20 protein-coding genes are annotated in these 21,204 nt (G+C 62.1%); 14 read left to right on the forward strand and 6 right to left on the reverse strand.

Translation table 11 applies throughout. The annotated features are described in order from the left end of the window. The first annotated feature begins 23 nt into the window (after positions 1 to 23). Both C6Y62_RS14445 and C6Y62_RS14450 read left to right on the forward strand, forming a co-directional pair. Entirely contained in the window at positions 24 to 596 is a 573-nt protein-coding gene (locus C6Y62_RS14445) for a YceI family protein (RefSeq protein ID WP_068461726.1), read from the forward strand. 318 nt (positions 597 to 914) lie between these two features. Next, on the forward strand, positions 915 to 3,290 hold the full coding sequence (locus C6Y62_RS14450) for an EAL domain-containing protein (protein ID WP_173954510.1): 2,376 nt from the start codon (positions 915 to 917) through the stop codon (positions 3,288 to 3,290). 33 nt (positions 3,291 to 3,323) lie between these two features. Here C6Y62_RS14450 and C6Y62_RS14455 read toward each other — a convergent pair whose 3' ends face one another. Then, positions 3,324 to 3,551, reverse strand: a complete 228-nt coding sequence (locus C6Y62_RS14455; RefSeq protein WP_068461722.1) for a hypothetical protein — start codon at positions 3,549 to 3,551, stop codon at positions 3,324 to 3,326. 187 nt (positions 3,552 to 3,738) lie between these two features. Between C6Y62_RS14455 and C6Y62_RS14460 the strand changes: the two genes are divergently transcribed. Continuing rightward, positions 3,739 to 4,488 (forward strand): class I SAM-dependent methyltransferase, encoded by a 750-nt coding sequence (locus tag C6Y62_RS14460; protein ID WP_173954511.1) that lies wholly within the window; start codon positions 3,739 to 3,741, stop codon positions 4,486 to 4,488. 24 nt (positions 4,489 to 4,512) lie between these two features. Here C6Y62_RS14460 and C6Y62_RS14465 read toward each other — a convergent pair whose 3' ends face one another. Beyond that, positions 4,513 to 5,316: a class I SAM-dependent methyltransferase gene (locus tag C6Y62_RS14465; protein ID WP_173954512.1), complete on the reverse strand. Its 804-nt coding sequence runs from the start codon at positions 5,314 to 5,316 to the stop codon at positions 4,513 to 4,515. Positions 5,317 to 5,484: 168 nt separating this feature from the next. Beyond that, on the reverse strand, positions 5,485 to 5,664 hold the full coding sequence (locus C6Y62_RS14470; RefSeq protein WP_068461717.1) for a hypothetical protein: 180 nt from the start codon (positions 5,662 to 5,664) through the stop codon (positions 5,485 to 5,487). A 270-nt stretch (positions 5,665 to 5,934) separates the two neighbouring features. Here C6Y62_RS14470 and C6Y62_RS14475 point away from each other — a divergent pair, with 270 nt between their 5' ends. Both C6Y62_RS14475 and C6Y62_RS14480 read left to right on the forward strand, forming a co-directional pair. After that, positions 5,935 to 7,197 (forward strand): BtaA family protein, encoded by a 1,263-nt coding sequence (locus tag C6Y62_RS14475; protein WP_173954513.1) that lies wholly within the window; start codon positions 5,935 to 5,937, stop codon positions 7,195 to 7,197. Positions 7,198 to 7,207: 10 nt separating this feature from the next. Then, positions 7,208 to 7,876: a class I SAM-dependent methyltransferase gene (locus tag C6Y62_RS14480; protein ID WP_338074351.1), complete on the forward strand. Its 669-nt coding sequence runs from the start codon at positions 7,208 to 7,210 to the stop codon at positions 7,874 to 7,876. A gap of 10 nt (positions 7,877 to 7,886) precedes the next feature. Here C6Y62_RS14480 and C6Y62_RS14485 read toward each other — a convergent pair whose 3' ends face one another. Together C6Y62_RS14485 and C6Y62_RS14490 are read right to left on the reverse strand one after the other, a co-directional pair. Further along, positions 7,887 to 8,906, reverse strand: a complete 1,020-nt coding sequence (locus tag C6Y62_RS14485) for a VTT domain-containing protein (RefSeq protein ID WP_173954514.1) — start codon at positions 8,904 to 8,906, stop codon at positions 7,887 to 7,889. Between the two features lie 111 nt (positions 8,907 to 9,017). Then, positions 9,018 to 9,461 carry a hypothetical protein gene (locus C6Y62_RS14490; RefSeq protein ID WP_068461712.1) on the reverse strand — a complete coding sequence of 148 codons (444 nt, stop codon included), beginning with the start codon at positions 9,459 to 9,461 and terminating at the stop codon, positions 9,018 to 9,020. Positions 9,462 to 9,561: 100 nt separating this feature from the next. Here C6Y62_RS14490 and C6Y62_RS14495 point away from each other — a divergent pair, with 100 nt between their 5' ends. From C6Y62_RS14495 to C6Y62_RS14505, 3 genes are all read left to right on the forward strand, one after another. Then, the gene (locus C6Y62_RS14495) at positions 9,562 to 10,536 is read left to right on the forward strand and encodes a quinone oxidoreductase family protein (protein ID WP_173954515.1); all 975 of its coding nucleotides are present in this window, start codon (positions 9,562 to 9,564) and stop codon (positions 10,534 to 10,536) included. A gap of 311 nt (positions 10,537 to 10,847) precedes the next feature. Beyond that, a complete protein-coding gene (locus C6Y62_RS14500; RefSeq protein ID WP_246274753.1) occupies positions 10,848 to 11,117 on the forward strand; it encodes an SEL1-like repeat protein in 270 nt (89 codons plus the stop codon). 90 nt (positions 11,118 to 11,207) lie between these two features. Next, positions 11,208 to 11,831 (forward strand): hypothetical protein, encoded by a 624-nt coding sequence (locus C6Y62_RS14505; RefSeq protein WP_173954516.1) that lies wholly within the window; start codon positions 11,208 to 11,210, stop codon positions 11,829 to 11,831. 73 nt (positions 11,832 to 11,904) lie between these two features. On the opposite strand, the gene C6Y62_RS14510 is transcribed toward C6Y62_RS14505, so the two are convergent. Continuing rightward, positions 11,905 to 13,731 carry a PHA/PHB synthase family protein gene (locus C6Y62_RS14510; protein ID WP_173954517.1) on the reverse strand — a complete coding sequence of 609 codons (1,827 nt, stop codon included), beginning with the start codon at positions 13,729 to 13,731 and terminating at the stop codon, positions 11,905 to 11,907. A 300-nt stretch (positions 13,732 to 14,031) separates the two neighbouring features. Here C6Y62_RS14510 and C6Y62_RS14515 point away from each other — a divergent pair, with 300 nt between their 5' ends. The 6 genes from C6Y62_RS14515 (at position 14,032) to recJ (ending at position 20,895) form a co-directional block, all read left to right on the forward strand. Next, the gene (locus tag C6Y62_RS14515; RefSeq protein WP_173954518.1) at positions 14,032 to 14,223 is read left to right on the forward strand and encodes a hypothetical protein; all 192 of its coding nucleotides are present in this window, start codon (positions 14,032 to 14,034) and stop codon (positions 14,221 to 14,223) included. Between the two features lie 299 nt (positions 14,224 to 14,522). Further along, positions 14,523 to 15,749, forward strand: a complete 1,227-nt coding sequence (locus tag C6Y62_RS14520; protein ID WP_173954519.1) for an LL-diaminopimelate aminotransferase — start codon at positions 14,523 to 14,525, stop codon at positions 15,747 to 15,749. A 14-nt stretch (positions 15,750 to 15,763) separates the two neighbouring features. Continuing rightward, on the forward strand, positions 15,764 to 17,095 hold the full coding sequence (locus C6Y62_RS14525) for a homoserine dehydrogenase (protein ID WP_173954520.1): 1,332 nt from the start codon (positions 15,764 to 15,766) through the stop codon (positions 17,093 to 17,095). Between the two features lie 66 nt (positions 17,096 to 17,161). Beyond that, the gene (gene glpX, locus C6Y62_RS14530) at positions 17,162 to 18,145 is read left to right on the forward strand and encodes a class II fructose-bisphosphatase (RefSeq protein ID WP_068461701.1); all 984 of its coding nucleotides are present in this window, start codon (positions 17,162 to 17,164) and stop codon (positions 18,143 to 18,145) included. A 100-nt stretch (positions 18,146 to 18,245) separates the two neighbouring features. Then, positions 18,246 to 18,761 (forward strand): hypothetical protein, encoded by a 516-nt coding sequence (locus C6Y62_RS14535; RefSeq protein WP_338074352.1) that lies wholly within the window; start codon positions 18,246 to 18,248, stop codon positions 18,759 to 18,761. Between the two features lie 295 nt (positions 18,762 to 19,056). Then, on the forward strand, positions 19,057 to 20,895 hold the full coding sequence (gene recJ / locus C6Y62_RS14540; RefSeq protein WP_173954521.1) for a single-stranded-DNA-specific exonuclease RecJ: 1,839 nt from the start codon (positions 19,057 to 19,059) through the stop codon (positions 20,893 to 20,895). Positions 20,896 to 21,204 lie beyond the last annotated feature (309 nt).

Consider the following 21,204-nt stretch of genomic DNA (forward strand, 5'->3'; position numbering starts at 1 on the left):
ATCCAAATCCTGAGGAGCTTAGTATGAGACTGACGACCGCCACCCTGGCGCTGGTAGCCGCTGTGCTTGCAGCCCCGGCCGTGCAGGCCGCCGACTACGTGATCGACACCGCCCGCGCTCACGCCTCGATCAACTTCCGCATCAAGCATCTCGGCTTCAGCTGGCTGACCGGCCGCTTCGACAAGTTTAACGGCACGTTCACTTTTGATGAAGCCAAGCCGGAGGCTTCGAGCGTGAAGGTCGAGATCGACCCGAGCAGCATCAACACCAACCACGCCGAGCGCGACAATCATCTGCGCGGCAAGGACTTCCTCGATACATCCGCATTCCCGAAAGCGTCGTTCGAGAGCACCTCGGTGAAGCTGGATGGCGACAAGGCGAAAATTACCGGCAACCTGACGCTGCATGGCGTTACCAAGGAAGTAACGATTGACGCCACGCGTATCGCCGGCGGCCCGGATCCGTGGGGCAATCACCGCGAGGGCTTCACCGGCACCACCACCCTGCGCCTGAAGGACTTCGGCATCAACTTCGACCTTGGGCCGGCATCGGAAGTGGTCGAGCTGGGTCTTGAGGTCGAAGGTGTCCGCCAATAGGACACAACGGGCAGTGATGTCATAGGTCGTTAACTGCGCTTGCATTCATTGATGCAAATGCGTGCATCAACTGCCCAACGAACAAACGGATGGTAACCCGCCCTCTGGCAGCGTGCACCTCCGAACGCGTGATGTCTGCCCCGCTTGCCTCTGAGGAGGGCGGGACAGGCGTCGTCGCGCGGAGGTGTACTGCTGTGGGAGGGTACGTTGGTAGGTGCGCCGACGTCCAAATCAGACGGGTGGGGGGACGGTGTTGGTATAGCCAACGGCGTCAACGGTAGCTCGCGCCGTCTGACACAGAGTTTGCTTGAGCAGGACGTGCGCAGCGAGAAGGCAATTGCCTGTGCGCAGGGTGGCCTAGCTGTCTTCATCCTTCTGCTGAATACATTTGGCCTGCGTAACGGTCTGCCGGATCTCAACGGATGGCTTGCGCTGGCGTTGGGTGCGCTAGTCGCCACATCCGCGGCGCGCTGGTACCTGGTTCGCTCCGGACGCCTGCCCGAACGCCGTCTCGATATTCTCACCATGATCGACGTCGTTATCGTGCTGGCGGCGATCTGGAGCTATCAGTTTGTATTTGATCACCCGGCCAGCGGAATCTTGAAGGCGCCGACCTTCGTGATGCTGCTGGTTCTCATCGGTGTGCGCGCGCTGCGGTTCCATCCGCGCCCGATTGCTGTCGCAGGCGCGTCGGCGGTCGTTGGCTGGAGCGCGCTTGTGCTTGGCGTGGTGATGGCCGACGGATTGCCGTCCGTCACCGGCGATTACCGTTATCATCTGACATCGTTCGAAGTGCTTCCGGCAGCGGAAGTCGAGCGTATCGTAGCGCTGGCCGCACTGACGTTCGTGCTGGCGCTTGGCGCCTGTGCAGCACGCGGATTGTTGGGCCGTTCAGCGCATATGACCGACTATGGCGAAGCGCTGGAATCTGCGCGCCATCATTTGCGTGAATCCGTGCAGGCCCGCGAGGAAGCAGAGGCAGCGTTCGACGCGCTGGCGACGCGGGATGTCGAGATCAGCGAACAGAACCGGATGTTCACGACGGCCTTGGACAACATGTCCCAGGGCCTTTGCATGTTTGATAGCGAGCAGAAGCTGCTCGTCTGCAATCATCGCTATCTTGAGATTTATGATCTGCCGAAACGACTGGCGCGTCGCGGCACCAGTTTCCGTGACATCATCGAAAGCCGCATAAAAGCCGGCAATTTCCCGGGCGGAAATGCTGACGCGTATCTCGTCGAGCGGCTGTCGTCGGTACGCGAGCCGGTGCGCAACACGCAGCTGCACGAGTTGCAGGATGGGCGGATCATCGCCATCACGCACCAGCCCATGGAAGGCGGCGGCTGGCTTGCAACGCACGATGACGTTACGCAGCTGCGGCGCATCGAGGCCAAGCTTTCGTATATGGCGCGTCACGATGCGCTGACGGATCTTCCCAACCGTACACAGCTGAAGGAACGTCTGGAGCAGCTTCTGCCTGTTGTCGACGGACGCAATCTCGTTGTGGCTGTCGTCGAAGTCGACCGCTTCAAGGAGATCAACGAAACGCTCGGCCCATCGGTCGGCGATGTGCTGCTGCAGAGTGTAGCGCAACGACTGCTTCGCCGCATGGAAGCGTCAGAGATCGTCGCGCGTATCGGCGCGGATGAGTTTGTCATCCTGCAGTGCGTTGACGATCCGAATGAAGTCGACAACATCGCCACGCAGGCGCAGTCAGTGCTCGGCACTTCGTTCGACATCGAAGGGCATTCGCTGACGATCACTGTGAGCGCCGGTGTTGCCGTGGCGCCGTCTGATGGCGAGACTGCCGATGATCTGCTGAAGCGTGCTGAACTGGCGCTGGGGCGCGCGAAGGAAGACGGGCTCGGCAACATCCGCTTCTTCGAGCACGAGCTGGATGGGCGCATGCGCGCGCGCCATAAGCTTGAGCAGGATATGCGCATTGCCCTGCGTGAAGGCCAGTTCGAGCTCTATTATCAGCCGCAGATAAATCTGGCCGATGGCAGCATCGCAGGCTTTGAAGCGTTGCTGCGCTGGCAGCATCCCGAGCGCGGGTTCATCTCGCCATCGGAGTTTATTGCCGTGGCCGAAGATTGCGGCCTGATTGTACAACTTGGTGATTGGGCGTTGCGGCGCGCGTGTGAAGAGGCCGCAAGCTGGGCGCAGCCCAAACGCGTTGCCGTGAACCTGTCCGTGGCACAGTTCCGTTCGGGCTGTGTGCGCCAGTCGGTTATTTCCGCGCTCGGTGCATCGGGCCTGTCGCCGAACCGGCTGGAACTGGAAATCACTGAATCAGTGTTGATGCAGGAAGGCACCGAGGTGCCGGCTGTGCTGGGCAAGCTGCAGGATATCGGCATCGACATCGCGCTGGATGACTTTGGCACCGGCTATTCGTCGCTCAGCTATTTGACGCGTATGCGCTTCGACAAAATCAAGATCGACAAGCACTTCATAAGCGGCGCCGGGCAGGAGCTCGACAGCGCACTGGCCATCCTGCGCTCGGTCGTGGCGCTCTCTCAAAGTCTGCAGATCAAGACTGTGGTCGAGGGTGTGGAGACCGCTGAGCAGCTTGCCATGGTGAAGAGCGAAGGCTGCACAGAGGCGCAGGGCTTCTATGTCGGCCGCCCGATGCCGGCGCAGCAGGTTGCAGCCTTGCTGGCAAAGGAGCGACCGGGCCGCAAGATGGTTTCATAAGGCTTGGCCTGATCTTCAGGCGGACGACCGAGGCTATTGATCGAGCGACGCCGGTGGCCAGGGCCACGCTTCTTCATAGCCGCCCTCAGGTTCCAGAAAGAAGAAGTCGATGCCGATCGGCAGCACTTCAGGATCGCCGACAGGGCGCACCGTCTGCTGCTCGCTGTTATCCGATGGTGGTGATCGATAGAGGGTTTCGCCATGCGAGGTGGCGGCCAGAAGTGGGACAAAGATAAGCGCCAATACGCCGACGCGAGACATGGATCAGCTCCGGGGATCATCTCCAGGATGGACGAGATGCATAGTGTATGTCAGCGCTTAAGGAAGGCTCGGCGCCATATGTTCGAGTTGAAGCAAATAGCGAACAGTATCGTTCCGCTGGATCGCGAAGCGCTTTACAGTCGGTAACGGAATGCGCCGTGCGGCCGCGTCAGGCCGTGGCGAATGAATGATCGGTGAGGAGACGATGGCGGAAGCGGCGCAACGGGGCACGGCTGTGCCGGACGAAGAAGCTCTGGTGATCTTTCAGAACCAGTGGGACGTTTATCGCAAGTTCCTGCAGCACGATTATCTGTCAAACGGCGTTGCATGCAGCGTGTTGCAACGCTTCCTTGCCGACGACATAGCGCGTCCGTTTCATTTCATCGATCTCGCCTGTGGTGACGCCAGCGGCATTGCCAAAGTGATGCGCGATGCGCCGGTTGAGAGCTATCTCGGCGTTGATCTGTCTGCACCCGCGCTTGCTTTGGCTGCTGACAATCTTGCAGCGGTCAATGCGCCGGTGACGCTGACGGAGGCGGACTTCTCAACGGTGCTGCAGGGTCTGGAGCAGCCGGCAGACATCGTCTGGATCAGTCTTTCGCTGCACCATCTGGAAACGGATGGAAAGCTTGAATTCATGCGCGGCGTAAAACGCGCGCTGGCGCCGCAGGGTGCGTTTCTGGCTTACGAGCCGACCTGCCGCGATGGCGAGACGCGGCCCGCTTACCTTGAACGCTTCGACGAGATTTGCCGGCGGGAATGGACTGCTCTCACCGCGCATGAGTACGCCGAGGCGATACATCATGTGCGGACCTGCGATCTGCAGGAGACGGCCACGCAATGGCTGGAGCTGGGACGGGAAGCGGGCTTTACATCGGCTGAGGAGCTTTATTGCTCGCCTGACGATCTGTTCCGGTTGTTCCTCTATCGACACTAGGCCGCCCCGACTTGTGATCGCCCTTTAAGGTGTCGCGGGGCGGCGGGCAATTATCGCGGTGCTCTCGACAATTTCGGGAAACACACCATCCGGACACGCCGCCAGCAGACCGGCGCGCATCTCGGCTGCGTAGGCAGCTGCGTCATCGCCTAGAATTGCGGGAGAGTTGGCCGAGAATGACAGCGCCCGCGCAACAAGCGCGTCGATGTCCGGCGTGCGCACATCAAACGTGGACATGCTTTCAACGTCGCTGAACTGGCTGCGTAACAGAACGCTGGTGTGCCGCTCGAATGCTTCGCCCTTGCGCCAGCGATTGAAGTCATCGAGCCTGCTGTAGCGTGTGCGAATGTCTTCGAAGATTGTGTGCCAGTGATTTTCGCCGTAGCTGTGCAGCGCAGTTTCGAGCAGCGCGATTGCGCCACCGGGTGCTAGCAACTCGTTCAAACGCTCAAGCGTTGCCGCACGATCCATCCAGTGAAACGATCGTCCCATGATGACGAGGTCAAGCGGCGCCAGCGAGGTGTCGAGATCGAACGACGAGCCGACACGGAGGTCGATGGTTACACCGCTATCGTGGGCCGCGCGCCGGGCAGCGGCGATCATCGCAGGATCGATATCCATGGCGATGAGCGTGCCGCAGTAGCGGCGGAAGGGAATGGCCAGCGTTCCGGGGCCGCATCCCAAATCCAGCACGCGCGATTGCGGCCCAAGGTGCGCTTCCGCGGCGAGTTTTGCGAGCAGGCGTGGCGAATATTGGGGGCGTCCGGCGATGTAGTGCGTTATCGCCGAGGTGAAACGCTCAGGATCGTATGGGGCAATGCGTGTCATCCGTTGCATCCCGATTGCGAGCGAGAGGAACAGGGCAGGCCGGTATGGGCGGATGTTGCAACCGCATTAGTGGCGATTGCATGCCGACACGAACAGGAAACAAAAAAGGGACGCATAAAGCGTCCCTTTCGAAATCCGTCATTGCTGATAAGCCGGTTTTCCGACTGATCAGGCCTGGGCGGAAGCCGCCGCGGCACCGCGACGCAGGCCGGCCAGCTTCTTCAGACGCGTGCGGCCACCGGCAGTGTTGCCCTGGGTGCGCGTGATCGTGGCGCGCGGAATAGCCCGACGAGCCTTTTTCTTGCGGGTTTCAACGTTGCGGAGGCTGCGTTTGCTGCTGCTGCTCATGGCGTTCACCGAATTGGGGCGCGCGCGCCCTTCACAGAATTGGATTAACGCTCTCAGAGCCGGTACGGCCATTTCAAGCGCGAAGGGCGCTTCCTAGGTCATCTTTCGCGCTGACGCAAGGGCTGCCGCCGAATTGGGCGACATAAAACTGCAACATGAGTCCCTTAGCCGGACGCCAACGCCCCCCGCATTCCAGCCCATAGCTTTGGGCGCGGCGGGGCCAATGGGATCAGCCTGCGGGCTTTGATTAACGGCGAGGGATCGACCAGCATGGCTGTGGGTGAGGATGCCGTAGCGCGCGGTGACAATGGGCTGCGGCGTGGACGCAACCAGCGGCTGCGGCAGGCGGTGCACCGGCACCGCGCTGTAACGCGGCAGGGCCTTCAGGAGCGTCTCTTCACGCTGGCGTTCAGCGGTCTCGTCTATCCCCAGATCTGGGAAGATCCGATTGTCGATCTTGAAGCGCTCAATCTGCGCGAGGACGAGCATCTGGTCGCGATCGCTTCGGGCGGCTGCAATGTGTTCAGCTATCTGGCCACTGTGCCGGTGCTGGTAACGGCAATCGATCTCAATCCCGCGCACGTCGCCCTTAACCGGCTGAAGCTCGCCGCGTTGCGCTATCTGCCGGACTATGACGCCTTCCGCAGCTTCTTTGTCGATGCCGATAGCAAAGACAACGTCGAGGCATACTTCGACTATCTACGCGATCACCTCGATCCGCAGACGCGGAAATATTGGGAATCGCGCGATCGCCTGGGACGTCAGCGCATCCGGTATTTCGCCACCAACTTCTACCGGCATGGTCTGCTTGGGAACTTCATCGCTGCAGGCCACAAGCTGGCGCGACTGCACGGCAAAGATCCGCGCCGGGTACTTGAAGCCAAATCCATGGCGGAGCAACGCGCGCTGTTCGATAGCGAACTGGCGCCGTTGTTCGAGAAGCGTCATATCCGCTGGCTGCTGGACAAGCCGTCGGCGCTGTTCGGTCTGGGCATCCCGCCGTCGCAGTTCGATGCGCTGAAGGGTGGCGCCGACAGCATGGCGGATGTGTTGCGCGCGCGGCTGGAGCGGCTGGCGTGCGGCTTCGACCTTAAGCAAAATTACTTTGCGTGGCAGGCTTTCGGCCGCCGCTATTCAACCGCTGCCGATGCACCGCTGCCGCCCTATCTGCATCGTCAGGGCTTTGAGAAACTGCGCCGCCGCGCATCGGATCTCAACGTCGTGCATGCCTCGTTCACCGAGCATCTGGCGGCATCACCTGCTGCTTCATGCGATGCTTACGTGCTGCTCGATGCCCAGGACTGGATGACCGACGAGCAACTGGGTGCGCTGTGGAGCGAGATCGTGCGCACCGGACGCCCCGGCGCCCGTGTGATTTTTCGCACCGCCGGCGAAGAAACCATCCTGCCGGGCCGCGTGCCCGACGCAATCCTTTCGCGCTTCAGCTACGATCGCGATTATGGCCGTGCGCTGACGGAAAAGGATCGCTCGTCGATATACGGCGGCTTCCACCTTTATACGCTCAACGCCTGAGGAATAGCGCGTGGCTCGGCCGGCTTCGGGATCATCTGCCAGTGCGCACATGGATGCCATCTACCGGCGTCAGCGCTACATCTACGATGCGACGCGCAAGTATTATCTGCTGGGGCGCGATCGTCTGATTGCCGAATTGCGCCCGCCAGCCGATGGCGCGGTGCTGGAAGTAGCATGCGGTACCGGACGTAATCTCATCGCCGCAGCCCGGGCCTATCCCGATGCGCACTTCTATGGCTTCGATATCTCCGCGGCGATGCTGAAAACGGCGCAGGCTTCAATCAACGGCGCCGGGCTTGATGGCCGCATCCAGATTGCGCACGGGGATGCAACCAGCTTCTCCGCCGTCCAGCTGTTTGGTGTTGAAGCGTTCGACCGCATCTTCATTTCCTATGCGGTGTCGATGATCCCGCCGTGGCGTGAAGCGTTGCAGCAGGCGTTGCAGGCGCTGGCACCGGGCGGCCAGTTGTTACTGGTGGATTTTGGCGATCAGGCTGGGTTGCCGGGCTGGTTCAAGCGCGGTTTGCGGCGTTGGCTGGCGCACTTTTCAGTAACGCCGCGCGATGCGCTGGCCGATGAGCTTGCACATATCGCCGCTCAGCCGGGTTTGAGCGTTCAGTGTAACCAGCTCTATCGTGGCTATGCGGTTTACGCCGTCATCAGCAAAGACCCGGCTTAAGGCCCGCTTGCTAGCCGGCGAACATGGCGCGCGCGATCAATCCCGGCACCAGCAGAGCAGCGGACCACAGTGCCGCTGACACCACGCTCAGCGGGATGAAGCTCGCCAGCGGCATGTTCTCAACGCCCGCAGCAATCGGGACAGTTGCCCGACGCGTACCCAGTGCCTTGCTGGTGATGACGCCGAGTACGCCATTCTGGCGCAGGAAGCTGCGCGCCGCCGCAACGCCTTTGCCGCCGTCGTTGATGTACCAGGCGTCGGAAAGTTCGCCCCGTGATGTCGCGCCGGCACGATGGAAGAACAGGTCGGCGGCGAGAGCACCGGCGGCACCCGCAAGGAAAATGGGCAGGAACGAACCGCCCGCATAAAGGTGCAGGCCGCCGATGAAGGCGAACACCACCATCATTGGAATAACTAGCGACGCCATTGGAATTGCGCCGGCAAAGGCAACGGCGAACATGATCGCCGCGATCAGCCACTCATGGTCGCGCATGAAGGCGAAGATCGTGTCCTGATAGGCGACGAACAGCACCGGCCACAGGATGACCCAGATGGCCCAGATGAAGGCGCTCGCGACATTGGCGATCTGAAACGGAATCTGCGGCATGGCAAACATGCCCGCCACCACCGGGATCACCGCGCGCACCGGGCCGACGAAGTGGCCAAGGAACACGCTCCACAGTCCGTGCTCTTCGAAAAACGCTTCGCCGCGTGGAATGAGCGTCGGGTTGTTCTTGAACGGCCAGACGTTCGGGATGGTGTCCTTGAAGTATAGGCCGATCCAGTACGACACGGAGTAGCCCGCTACGCCGCCCAACCCTGCCGCTACAACACTCCACAGCAGAACGCTGGAGCCGACGCCGCTGGCGGCCAGCAGAAAGGCCAGTGCGGTGAGGATGGCCCAGCCCGGCCACACGATGGAGAGGAAGCAGAGCGATTCACCGAAGGCGACGAGAAACGCAATCGGTATGGCCCAGCCCTGACCCTGCCGCACTATGGAAACGATCGATTCGACGAGGCTGTCGGTCATGGCGTGGTCCCGTTGTTATCGGCGCGAGGGTCGCGCGTGGCGTGGACAGATTGGCCAATGCGCAAGACGAGCAATTAGTGCCGCCCGACGCGCGACTCAACCCCAAGGCCATCAACCGCGGCGGCAGCGGCGCTTCATTTCGGCGCCCAGTTCGCGCGATACCTCGGTGGCCAGCATCATGCCGCGCGAGACCTGTGCCGGTGTCAGGTTGTTGGCGCCGCGCAGCACACCCGGCGCGCGGTCGGCCTCGTTCTTGCCGTGGGCAAGCTCTTCGCAGGAAAGCTCTTTCTTTTTGCTCTTGAGCGCAAACAGGCGCACGCCGGAAGCATAGGCTTCGGGCGGAGCAGGAGCTCGCAGCCAGGCGCGATCATGGTCATCGACGAGATGGCGCAAGGTGCGCTGCCGCTTGGCGATGCAGTCGCTCGAATCGTCAACGCAGGTCAGGCCGGAACTGGCGCCTCCGGTGGTGACGTTAGGGCCGGTGCAGCCGACCGGCGCGAGGGGCACAAAAACGATGAGCAGAACCGGAAACCTCCGGCGTCGGTCGAGATTCATTCTTGGTCCCTTGTCGGCGCACGGTTAAAGCCCGTAGAAGGCCACCATGGCCGCGTCAAGGCGAATTCGATGCGCGGCGGCAACAGCGAAAGGCGTTCCCATGGCACACGCGATCCGTATCCACGCAAATGGCGGTCCGGAGGTGTTCTCCTGGGAGGCAATCGCGGTCGGCGCGCCGGGGCCGGGTGAGGCGCTGTTGGATCAGCGGGCGGTGGGCCTCAACTACATCGATGTCTACCATCGCATGGGGCTTTATCCGCTGGCATCGTTCCCGGCCATCATTGGCATGGAGGGTGCGGGTGTCGTGGCGGCGGTGGGGCCAGGGGTGACGGACGTGGCCGTTGGCGCTCGCGTCGCCTATGCCGGTGTGCCGGGCGCCTACGCCGAGGAGCGCCTGATCCCGGCCGATCGGCTGGTGAAGCTGCCGGACGATGTCAGCTTCGAGACGGCGGCGTCGGTGATGCTGCAGGGTATGACCGCGCGTTACCTGCTGCGCGAGACCTATCGCGTCTCGGCCTCGACGGTACTGCTGTTCCATGCCGCTGCGGGTGGTGTGGGCCTCATTGCCTGCCAGTGGGCGAAGGCGCTGGGTGCCACCATGATCGGCACCGTTGGCTCGCCGGAAAAAATGGAGCTGGCCAAGGCCGCCGGCTGCACGCACGTGATCAACTACCGGACCGAAGACTTCGTCACGCGCGTGCGTGAGTTGACCGGCGGGCAGGGCTGCGATGTCGTCTACGACAGCATCGGCAAGGATACGTTCCCGGCGTCGCTCGACTGCCTGAAGCCGAAGGGCCTGTGGGTCAGCTTCGGCAATGCTTCCGGCCCGGTGCCGCCGTTCGACATCGGCCTGCTGTCAGCCAAAGGATCGCTGTTCGCCACCCGGCCGTCAGTGATGGCATACACGGCCACCCGCGCCGACCTTCTCGCCAACGCCAATGAGCTGTTCGAAATGATAGCCAGCGGCGCGATCCGGCCGAACATCTCGCGCACCTATCCGCTGCGTGATGTTGCGGAGGCCCACCGCGATCTGGAATCGCGCAGCACCACCGGCTCAATCGTGCTGACGGTCTGATTGAGAGGGAGAGCGGCCGCCTGATGAGGTGGCCGCTTCCAAGACCCAGGTCGCTATAGCTAACAAGCAACTTTCGGTTATGGTTTACCGCAGGTAACCGTGACGGTGAACGCTTGCTTTCCGCTTGAGCGAAACCGATCCGTTTGCGCCAGCTTGGGGCGCATTTGAACGGCGCCGTTTACCTATATGGCGCCCGCCATTTACCAGTTTTCATCCCCTGCCTGCCATCCTCGATCATGGTTATCGAGACGCCGGGATAAGCAACAAAAGCGGCGTCGTCCGAAATGTAATGAGTACGGGCGGGACACGAAATGGCACGGCTGGAACTGAGAAACCACGGATTTGAGGAAAGCACCGATTACGCAGCAGCGCCGGATGCTTTTTTCCAACTCGGCCTTAGGTATTGCGTAGGCCGGGATGTAAAGCTCGATCTCATCGAAGCGCACAAATGGTTCAACCTTGCTGCCATGCGCGGCAACGACGACGCCAAGCGCTATCGGCTTGAGATCTCACGCGAGATGACGAAAGTGCAGATCTCCCGCGCACAGCGCCTTGCTCGCGAGTGGATCAAGAAGCACTGACGCATCCCTATCGGAATGTGTTCGGTTGTCCGTTGCGCTGGATCGAGATCATTGGCTGTCTGCCGCAAATAAGTCTGGAGCTGGGCGCTAGTGTCTGCGCGGCTCGGATTGCGAGCCCGTGATAAGTCCAGCGCTATCGCAAAGGGCAGCCAGAACATGTGGGAAGCCGTCGCCGGTTTTGTCTCCGCGATCATCGCCGCTATCGGCCTTATGGTGGCGTGGCGGCGCAGCAGGGAAACCGCGCTTCGCACCGGCGAAGTGTTGAGCTGGTCGCAACAGGTCATCTCGGCCATGCAGCGGCTCAACCTGATCTGTCAGGGACATGCCTCCATCGATCCTGAGATGGAGCGCGATGCGCTGCGCCAGATCTATTTCGAAACGTCGGTGCTGGCGGAGCAGGGGCGGTTGTTCTTCAGGAACGCGGCCGCAGGCGATCATGGGGCTGACAAGCCCGAAGCCTATCGCGGTCGTCGCCCGGAAATTCTCGATCAGATCCTTGTCGCCCACGCGATCGCGGGCACCTTTACCGCTGCCGATAAGGAGCGCCGTGCCCGCATGTGTTGCGTCGCGCACGATGCCGCCCGTCGCTTCGTCACGCTGGCGCAGAAGGAAGTGGGCCGTAGTCGCACCGTTTCAGCCGAAACCAGCAAAGGCGGCACCGGCACCAACCTTGATATTCTGATGGCGGAGGTCGCGCCGGAGCGGCTGGCTTAGCGTAGCGTAGCTTCGGCAGATGCGCGCTGAACGTGCGCGCATCCCAGCGGGGAAAGTGAGAGGCAAAGACGTGTTACGTCTTTGCCTTCACGTAGCTGCCCGGTGCGTCTTCGATTGCACCCAGCGTTTCGCCCGGCTCGCGCGGCACAGTCCAGTCGCCCGAACGCTCATGCAGCCATTCTGACCAATAGGGCCACCAGGAACCGGGATGCTCCTTAGCGGTCTTCAGCCAGCCATCCAGCGTGTCGGCGTGCTTGCCATCGGTCCAGTACTGATACTTCATCTTGTCGGGCGGATTGATAACGCCGGCGATGTGGCCTGACCCGGACAGCACAAACTCCACATCACCGCCCAGCAGCAGCGACCCCGCATATACAGACTTGGCGGGCGCGATATGGTCTTCCTTAGCGGCCAGTTCGAACACCGGGATTTTCACCTTGCCGACATCCAGACGCGTTCCGGCAACGGAAAGCTGGCCTTTCGCCAGCCGGTTCTCGTTGTAGAACTCGCGCAGATAGAAGTTGTGGTTGACCGGCGCCATCCGGGTCGAATCCTGGTTCCAGAACAGCAGGTCGAACGGGAACGGCTTCTTGCCCAGCAGGTAGTTGTTGACGATGTACGGCCAGATCAGATCGCGCGGGCGCAGCATGTTGAACACGTTGGCCATGCGCGAGCCGTCAAGATAACCGCGCTCGGTCATCAGCTCGTTCAGCGATTCAAGCTGTTCTTCATCGGTGAACAGCAGCAGGTCACCCGCAAAGGTGAAGTCGATCTGCGTCGTGAGGAAGCTGGCGGAATTGAACAGATCTTCGCCGCGCGTCGCCAGATAGGAGAGCGTTGTGGCCAGTAGCGTGCCACCGACGCAGTAACCGGTGACGTTGATCTTATCGACGCCGGTCTCGCGTTTCACGGCATCGGTCGCGCTCAGGATGCCTTCCTGCATGTAGTCCTCGAAGGACTTGTGCGCGAGCGTGGCATCCGGGTTCACCCACGAGATGACGAAAACAGTGAAGCCCTGATCGACGAGATACTTGATGAGGCTCTTGGCCGGCGTGAGATCCAGCACATAGAACTTGTTGATCCACGGCGGCGCAATCAGCAGCGGAATTTCGCGCACCTGATCCGTGGTCGGCGTGTACTGGATGAGCTGCAGGATGTCGTTCTGATAGACGACCTTGCCCGGTGTGGTCGCCAGATTGCGTCCCACCTCGAACGCCGTCGCGTCCGTCTGGCTGATCTTGAGCAGATCGCCGGACTTCTTCATGTCCTCGGCCAGCAGTGTCATGCCCTGCACGAGGTTTTCGGCGTTGGTCGCCAGCGTTTCGTGCAGCACTTCCGGATTGGTCAGCGGAAAGTTCGACGGCGACAGCGCGCTCGTCACCTGACGCATATAAAACTCTGCGCGCTGGCGATCCTTGCCCTCCAGCCCTTCGGTGTTCAGCAGCATGTCATCAGCCCACCGCGCGGTGAGCAGATACGCCTGCTTCCAGAAGTCGAAGTAGGGGTTTTGCGACCATTCAGGATGCTTGAAACGGTTATCGCCGGGATCGGGCTCGGCCACCGGCTTCACCGTCTCGCCGAACATCCGCATCACGGTGTTGTTCCACAGCTGCGCGTAGGACTGCAGCAGCTTGCTCTGAGCCTGCGCAAAATTCGCCGGGTCGGACATCCACTGCTGGGTCAACTCGGTCATGGTGGTGGTTGCCTCGGTCATTTCCGAGGCTGCCGAATAGGGGCCCATCTTTGCGTCGTCGCGTTCGATGAACTCGGCCAGCACATGGCCACCCTGTTCGAAAAGGCGCAGCAGGTTGCGGGACAGCTCCTCAGCGTTCACCGCTGGATATGGCGATTGCTGGCCGTCAGGTCCGGCTTTCGGAGGCTCCTGCCTAGTCTTGGTCATTGAACCCTTTGAAAATTAACTGCGGCCGCACTTGTTGGCCATCTATCCTATGCCAATGTTTTGCGACATTGCGCGGCTAGTGTCACTTGAACGTGTGGACAAACTGCGACCGTGGCGGCCTCTGCTGTTCACGATCAGAATCACGTAATCTCGCAGCAGAAATAAGCATTTGGAGGCCGGATGCCGTACGGGCTGCCCAGGATGTCGCAACGCGGCCTTTTCGCACCTGCGTGCGCTTCAGTCCGGTCGGCACGTCCGCAGCGCAGCGCCGGGAGGCGCATTCTGGGCGCGGCTACCGGTGTGGCCGTTTCGTTCGGAATGTGCCTCAGTCTGGCCGCATGTGCTGGCAGCACCACGCCGCTACCGGACCTGAGGCGCGCGTCCGCGCCATCGCTTTCCCAGCAGGAACAGAAGGCGGCGGTGGAAGCGTTGAACCGCAAGGGCAACAATCACGCGAGCGACGCGGTGCGCGAAATCGAGGGGCATGAATAGATCGCTCAGCTTGCTGGCAGGCAGGTAGGCGCATGCAGGTTACGGGGAGCGGCCAGGGAGACGGCCACTTGCGGGAGATGAAGTTTACCTTCCTGGCCGGAAACAGGTTTCTATCTGTGGGATTAGGTCGCTGAAGCTGGGCGCGCCTAAAATTCGCGCTGTGCTCCAACAATAGTGCAGATGAGGCCCATGCGTTGCCGTCGGCTCTGGACGGAGGGTGGCGCGAGGGCGTAAACACGCGAACATCATTTGAAATCGCCGATTGTTCCAAGCGATCCGGCCCGACCGAGAGGCGTCCTGTGCACGAGGACTTTCACCGTATCAAACGCTTGCCACCCTATGTGTTTGCCGAGGTCAATAGGTTGAAGGCGGCCGCCCGTGCACGGGGCGCCGACATTATTGATCTCGGTATGGGAAACCCCGATCTGCCGACGCCGCAGCACATCGTCGACAAGCTGGTCGAGACAGTGGCGCGTCCCCGCACTCACCGCTATTCCGCCTCCAAGGGCATTCCAGGGCTTCGCCGCGCTCAGGCCGCCTATTACGAGCGCCGCTTCGGCGTGAAGCTCGATCCTGAGACGCAGGTGGTGGCCACGCTCGGATCGAAGGAAGGCTTCGCCACCATGGCGCAGGCCATCACCGCGCCGGGCGACGTCATTCTGGTTCCGAACCCGACCTATCCCATCCACGAATTCGGCTTCCTGCTGTCGGGCGCCGCGATGCGCCACCTGAAGGCCGGGACAGGCGAAGAGTTTCTGCGCCAGGTTGAGCACGCGTGCGTGCACACGATCCCCAAGCCGCTGGCGCTGGTGCTGTCGTATCCGTCGAACCCGACGGCGATGGTGGCCGACCTTGATTTCTACAAGGATGCGGTCGCGCTGGCGAAGCGTCTGGGCCTGATCATCCTGTCGGACATCGCCTACACCGAGATTTATTTCGACGGTAATCCGCCGCCATCGGTGCTGCAGGTGCCGGGCGCGATGGACATCACGGTTGAGTTCACCTCGCTGTCGAAGACCTACAACATGCCCGGCTGGCGCATGGGCTTCGCGGTTGGCAATGAACGCCTGATTGCCGCGCTCGCGCGCATGAAGTCCTATCTCGACTATGGCGCCTTCACGCCGATCCAGGTGGCTGCTGCCGCTGCGCTCAACGGCCCGCAGGATTGCGTCGAAGAGATCCGCGCCACCTATCACAGCCGCCGCGATTGTCTGGTGGAATCCTTCGGCCGTGCCGGTTGGGATATTCCGCCGCCGCCCGCCACCATGTTCGCGTGGGCGCCGGTGCCCGAACCGTTCAAGGAGCTTGGCTCGGTCGAGTTCGCCAAGCTGCTCATCGAAAAGGCTGAGATCGCCGTCGCCCCGGGCCTTGGTTTTGGCGAATACGGCGAAGGTTTCGTCCGCATCGCGCTGGTTGAGAACGAGCATCGCATCCGTCAGGCGGCCCGCAATCTCAAAAAGTTCCTCGCCCAGCCGGGTGAAAGCGGGCATAACGAGTTTCCGATTCAACAGAACGCGAGCCGTTAGTTCGCGGCAATCCAATGACAAAATCACTGAAACTAGGCGTGGCCGGCCTTGGCACAGTCGGCACCAGTCTCATCGAATTGCTTGCCACCCATCGCGACCGTCTCGCCAATCTGGGCAGCACGGTTGACGTTGTCGCTGTTTCCGCACGCTCGAAGGACAAGCATCGGGCGATTACGGAAACCGCCGGTGTCACCTGGTTCGATGATCCGATTGCGCTGGCGCGCGATCCCGCCATCGACGTGTTCGTCGAACTGATCGGCGGCGAGGACGGCGTAGCGAAGGAAGCGGTCGAAGCCGCGCTCAACGCCGGCAAGCATGTCGTCACCGCCAACAAGGCGCTGCTTGCCAAGCACGGCGTTGCGCTGGCGCAGCTGGCCGAGGAAAAGGGCGTTGCGCTGAACTTCGAGGCGGCGGTTGCTGGGGGCATTCCCGTCATCAAGACGCTGCGGGAGTCGCTGGCGGCCAACAGCGTGCGCCGCGTTTACGGCATTCTCAACGGCACCTGCAACTACATCCTTTCGACGATGACGGACGAGAAGCGCTCGTTCGCGGATGCGTTGAAGGAGGCGCAGGACCTGGGCTACGCGGAAGCCGATCCGACGTTCGACATCGGCGGTTTTGACACCGCGCACAAGCTTGCCATTCTCGCCAGTCTCGCGTTCGGAACCGAGATCAACTTCGACGAAATCGATGTCGAAGGTATCCAGTCCATCACCGACGCCGACATCGAAGCGGCCGAGGACATGGGCTACTGCATCAAGCTGCTGGGCGTCGCGACGCAGACCGATAGCGGCATCGAGATGCGCGTTAATCCGGCCATGGTGCCGGAAGAATCCGCCATCGCCGAAGTGTGGGGCGCGACCAACGGCGTCGCCATCGATTCCGACTTCTGCGGCAGCCTGCTGCTGGTCGGTCCCGGCGCGGGCGGCAAGGCCACCGCGTCGTCGGTTGCCGGCGACATTGTCGACATCGCTCGCGGCATCATCCTGCCGCCGCTGATGCGCAAGGCTGCCAGCCTGACGCCATGCGTGCGCTCGAAGCTGGGTTCACATCAGGGCGCTTACTACGTGCGTCTATCGGTTTACGACCGGCCAGGCACGATGGCGGCTATCGCCAAGCACATGGGCGACCGCGACATCTCGATTGAAAGCATGGTGCAAGGGCAGATGCGTGCTGGCGTGCCGGGTGCAGAAGCCCGCACCAAGGTGCGTGGCGCACCGGCGCCTGTGCGCATCATCACCCACGAGACCACCGAAGAGGCTATCCGCCAGGCGGTGGAGGCGATCGAACAGGATGGTAAGGTGTCCGAGCGTCCGCAGGTCATCCGGATCGAAAAGCTCGGCTAACGGTTTTTTCCGCGCTCCGGCAGGCGCGCGGTTCAGTGGCAACGCGACTGTGTGAGGATTTGAACTATGGCGGAGCCCGTCGGCAATTCTGGGCTTGATCGAGTGCTGGTGCTGGAGGTGACACGCGTCACCGAGGCGGCGGCGATTGCAGCGGCGCGCCTGCGCGGACGCGGGGCGGAGAAAGCGGCCGACAAGGCTGCGGTCGATGCGATGCGGCGCGAGCTGGCGCGGCTCAGCATTCGCGGCACCGTCGTGATCGGCGAAGGCGAGATGGACGAAGCGCCGATGCTCTACATCGGCGAGAAGGTCGGCTCGGGCGAAGGCCCCGAGGTTGATATCGCCGTCGATCCGCTAGAAGGCACTACCATCTGCGCCAAGGCGATGCCGAATGCGCTCGCGGTGCTTGCGATGTCGGAGCGCGGCGGCCTGCTGCATGCACCCGATATGTACATGAACAAGATCGCCATCGGCCCCGGCTATGCGCCCGACCTGGTCGACCTCGACGCTTCGCCCGCCGACAACATCAACGCGCTGGCCAAGGCCAAGGGCGTGCCGGTTTCGGGCATCACGGCCTGCATTCTGGATCGGCCACGCCACGCCGAGCTGATTGCGGCTGTGCGCGCTGCCGGCGCTGCGGTGCAGCTCATTCCCGATGGCGACATCGCGGGCGTGATCTGGACCACCGATCCGGAAGAAACCGGCATCGACATTTATCTCGGCTCGGGCGGCGCCCCGGAAGGCGTGCTGGCTGCTGCCGCGCTGCGCTGCATTGGCGGCCAGATCCAGGGCCGTCTGATGCCGGCCAACGATGAGGAGCGCACGCGCGCGGCGTCGATGGGCATCACCGACATCAACCGCAAGTTCAAGCTTGAGGACATGGCGTCAGGCGACGTCATCTTCTCTGCCGCTGGCGTCACCGATGGCTCGCTGCTCGACGGCGTGCGCTTCAACGGCGAATTCGCCGAGGTTGAGTCTATCGTCATGCGCTCGAAGACGGGCACGGTTCGCCGCGTCCATACGCGCTGCCGCGACACCTCCGGCGGTGCCTAAATTTCAGCGGCGCTATGCCTGAAGTTGAGGCTTGCCGCAGTCTGCTACCTCCCTGAAGATCACACACGGCAAACGTGTACCTGATCCGGGGAGGTGCAGCGTGGACGAGCGCAACGTGGGCGGCTACTCCATCACCTACGGCGGTGAGGAAATCGAAACGCCGGTTTATGTTGCTGCCGGGCTGGCGGCCGTTCTGTTCGCTGCCTGGATCGCAACGGGGGCCACCCTTTGGCTGGTGCCCGCCGTCGCCGCTGCCGGTGTCACCTATTACAACGTGCCGCTGCTTGAACGCCGCCCGGCCATGGGCGCGAACCAGTATGGCATTTTCATTCAGGGGCTCGGCCTCATCCGCTGGCGCGCGATCGACAGGATCGAGCTGGTGGAAATTGCCGTGCGCGCCAGCACCATCCACGAGCTGCAACTAAGCCTGAAAGAACGCCTTTCCAGCGCGCTCGTTGCTGACTGGCGCAAGCAGCCATTTTATCGCTCATTGATGCGTCTGCCGTGGAAGATGGCTAGCACCAACGTCGTCAGCATCAATCTTGAGCCGTTCAACCGGGAACCGGAAGAGGTGCATCGCACTGTTTTGCGGCTCTGGCGCCATTACCGCAGTTAGATCAGCAGGATGGGAGCCCCGCTCGGCGGCCGGCTCCGCGAAGCGGAGTCGCCGAGCGCAACAAACAACCACGGCCGGCACCCCGGACGGGAGTCTCCGAACGCCAACTTAAAACGCGCTGGCGGCGCCGGTGCAATAAGGACAATCACCGGCGGCCGGCTCCCCGTAGGGGAGTCGCCGGTGCAAATGAAGTCTCTATCCACACCTGTTGAAAAGTCTCGCTTCCTATCGCCAACGCGGGAGCAGGGTGATCAACTTCGCTGGTGGACGAATCAAAATCATCCGGGGGCGGTCAATGGCTACGGCGCTGAAACAGCGGGAAACCGATGCAGAATTCGCGGCCCCGTTTCTTGGTATTGCGTCTTCGGCCCGTGGTTTTACGTGGCGCGAACGGCTGACACCCGATGCGCATCTGCGCGCCACCACCATCAGCCAGCGTCACGGTCTGCCGGAGTTGCTCGGCCGCATGCTGGCTGCGCGCGGTGTTGCAGTCGACGACGTGCCGGTCGTGCTCAATCCAACGCTCAAGGCGTTGATGCCCGATCCCAGCACCGTGCGCGACATGGACGCCGCTGCTGCCCGCATTGCCGACGCTGTCGTGAAAGGGCAGCGCGTCGCCATCTTCGGCGATTATGATGTGGACGGCGCATCTTCGTCGGCGCTCGTTGCGCGTTTTCTCAGCCATCACGGTTTGCAGCCACGCATCTACATTCCGGACCGCCTGTTTGAAGGCTACGGACCCAATCCCGCGGCCATCGAGACACTGGTGAAGGAAGGCGCGCAGCTCATCATCACTGTTGACTGCGGCACCACCAGCCGCGAGCCGCTGGCGCGCGCCGCTGAGCTCGGCTGCGATGTCGTCATCATCGATCACCATCAGGCCGACGAAGAGCTCCCCATCGCATGCGCGGTGGTCAACCCGAACCGGCAGGACGATGTGTCCGGCCTCGGTCATCTGTGCGCGGCCGGTGTTTGTTTCATGGTTCTGGTGGCGGCGACGCGCGAATTGCGTCAGCGCGGATTTTACGGCGAAATCGCGCCGCCGGATCTGATGGGCGAGATCGATCTCGTGGCGCTGGCAACGATTGCGGACGTCGTTCCGCTTGTCGGTCTCAATCGCGCTTACGTCACGCAAGGGCTGCAGGTGATGCGCTGGCGCAAGAACATCGGCCTGCGCGCGCTGATCGACGCTGCGGGGCTGAACGAGCCACCGACACCCTATCATCTCGGTTTCATTCTCGGCCCGCGCATCAATGCCGGTGGCCGTATCGGCGATGCAGCGTTGGGATCGCGGTTGCTTGCCGGAGATGATGAAGCGGATGCTGCGCGCATCGCGGCGTTGCTCGACCGTCTCAACAAGGAGCGGCGCGATCTCGAAAAGCAGATGCTCGAGGAAGCGCTGGGTGCGGCTGAAGCCAAGCTCATGCAGCAGCCGGATGCGGCCGTGCTGCTGGTCGGATCGCACACCTGGCACAAAGGTGTGGTCGGCCTTGTGGCCAGTCGTCTGACTGAAAAATTTCGCTTGCCGTCGTGCGTCATCGCCTGGGGCGATGAAACGGGCGGCGAGGGGACCGGCTCGTTGAGGTCGCTGCCCGGTGCGGACATCGGCGGTGCAGTGCGCGCGGCTGTAGCCGCAGGCCATCTGATCAAGGGCGGCGGTCATTCGATGGCCGCTGGCCTCACCGTAGCGCGCGAAAATATCGCCGTGCTGGAAGCGTTTCTGCAGGAACGCTTGCAGGGCAGCGTGACCGAGGCGCGCGCGCGCGATGCGTTGCAGATTGACGGCGCGCTGACGCCGGGCGGTGTAACTGACGAGTTGATCGATCTTATTGGGCGCGTCGGGCCATACGGTCAGGGCAATCCCACGCCGCGCTTTGCGTTTCCCGCCGTCAACGTGAAGTTCGCGAAGATCGTCGGTGAGGCGCACGTGCGCTGCGTGCTGCAGTCGGCCGACGGCTCCAAGCTCGAAGCCATCGCATTCCGGGCTGCGGGGCAACCGCTCGGCGACATGCTGCTGGGATCAGGCGGTCTGCCGTTGCACGTGGCGGGCAGCGTCAAGCGTTCGTCGTTCAACGGTCGCGACAAGCTGGAAGTGCATATTGACGACGTCGCTGATCCACGCCGTCAGGGCTGAGAGCGCTGCTGCGGTGCGGACCGTTTGAGCGCTGCGATCATGCATGCTTGAGCGCGCGTAGCACCAATAGTGTATCGCGTCGCGATGATTACATTGCGATATCGCCCCTTGTGCGCCGCTGCCTGTTGTCGCCGCGCGCGATGCTTGCATCCCATAGATTCCAGGCTTCGGAACAGGTGAGCAGTTGGCGACGCTACCCTTGATGGAGCAAAATCGCGTCAAGCAACCACAAGATGCAGTGCCCTGACAAACACAGTCGGCATCCCTGAGCGGACGGCAGCCGTCGAATCAGGTTGTCTCCGCTGAGGG

It is taken from the genome of Hyphomicrobium sulfonivorans, from assembly GCF_013306565.1.
GTDB classification, from domain to species: domain Bacteria; phylum Pseudomonadota; class Alphaproteobacteria; order Rhizobiales; family Hyphomicrobiaceae; genus Hyphomicrobium_A; species Hyphomicrobium_A sulfonivorans.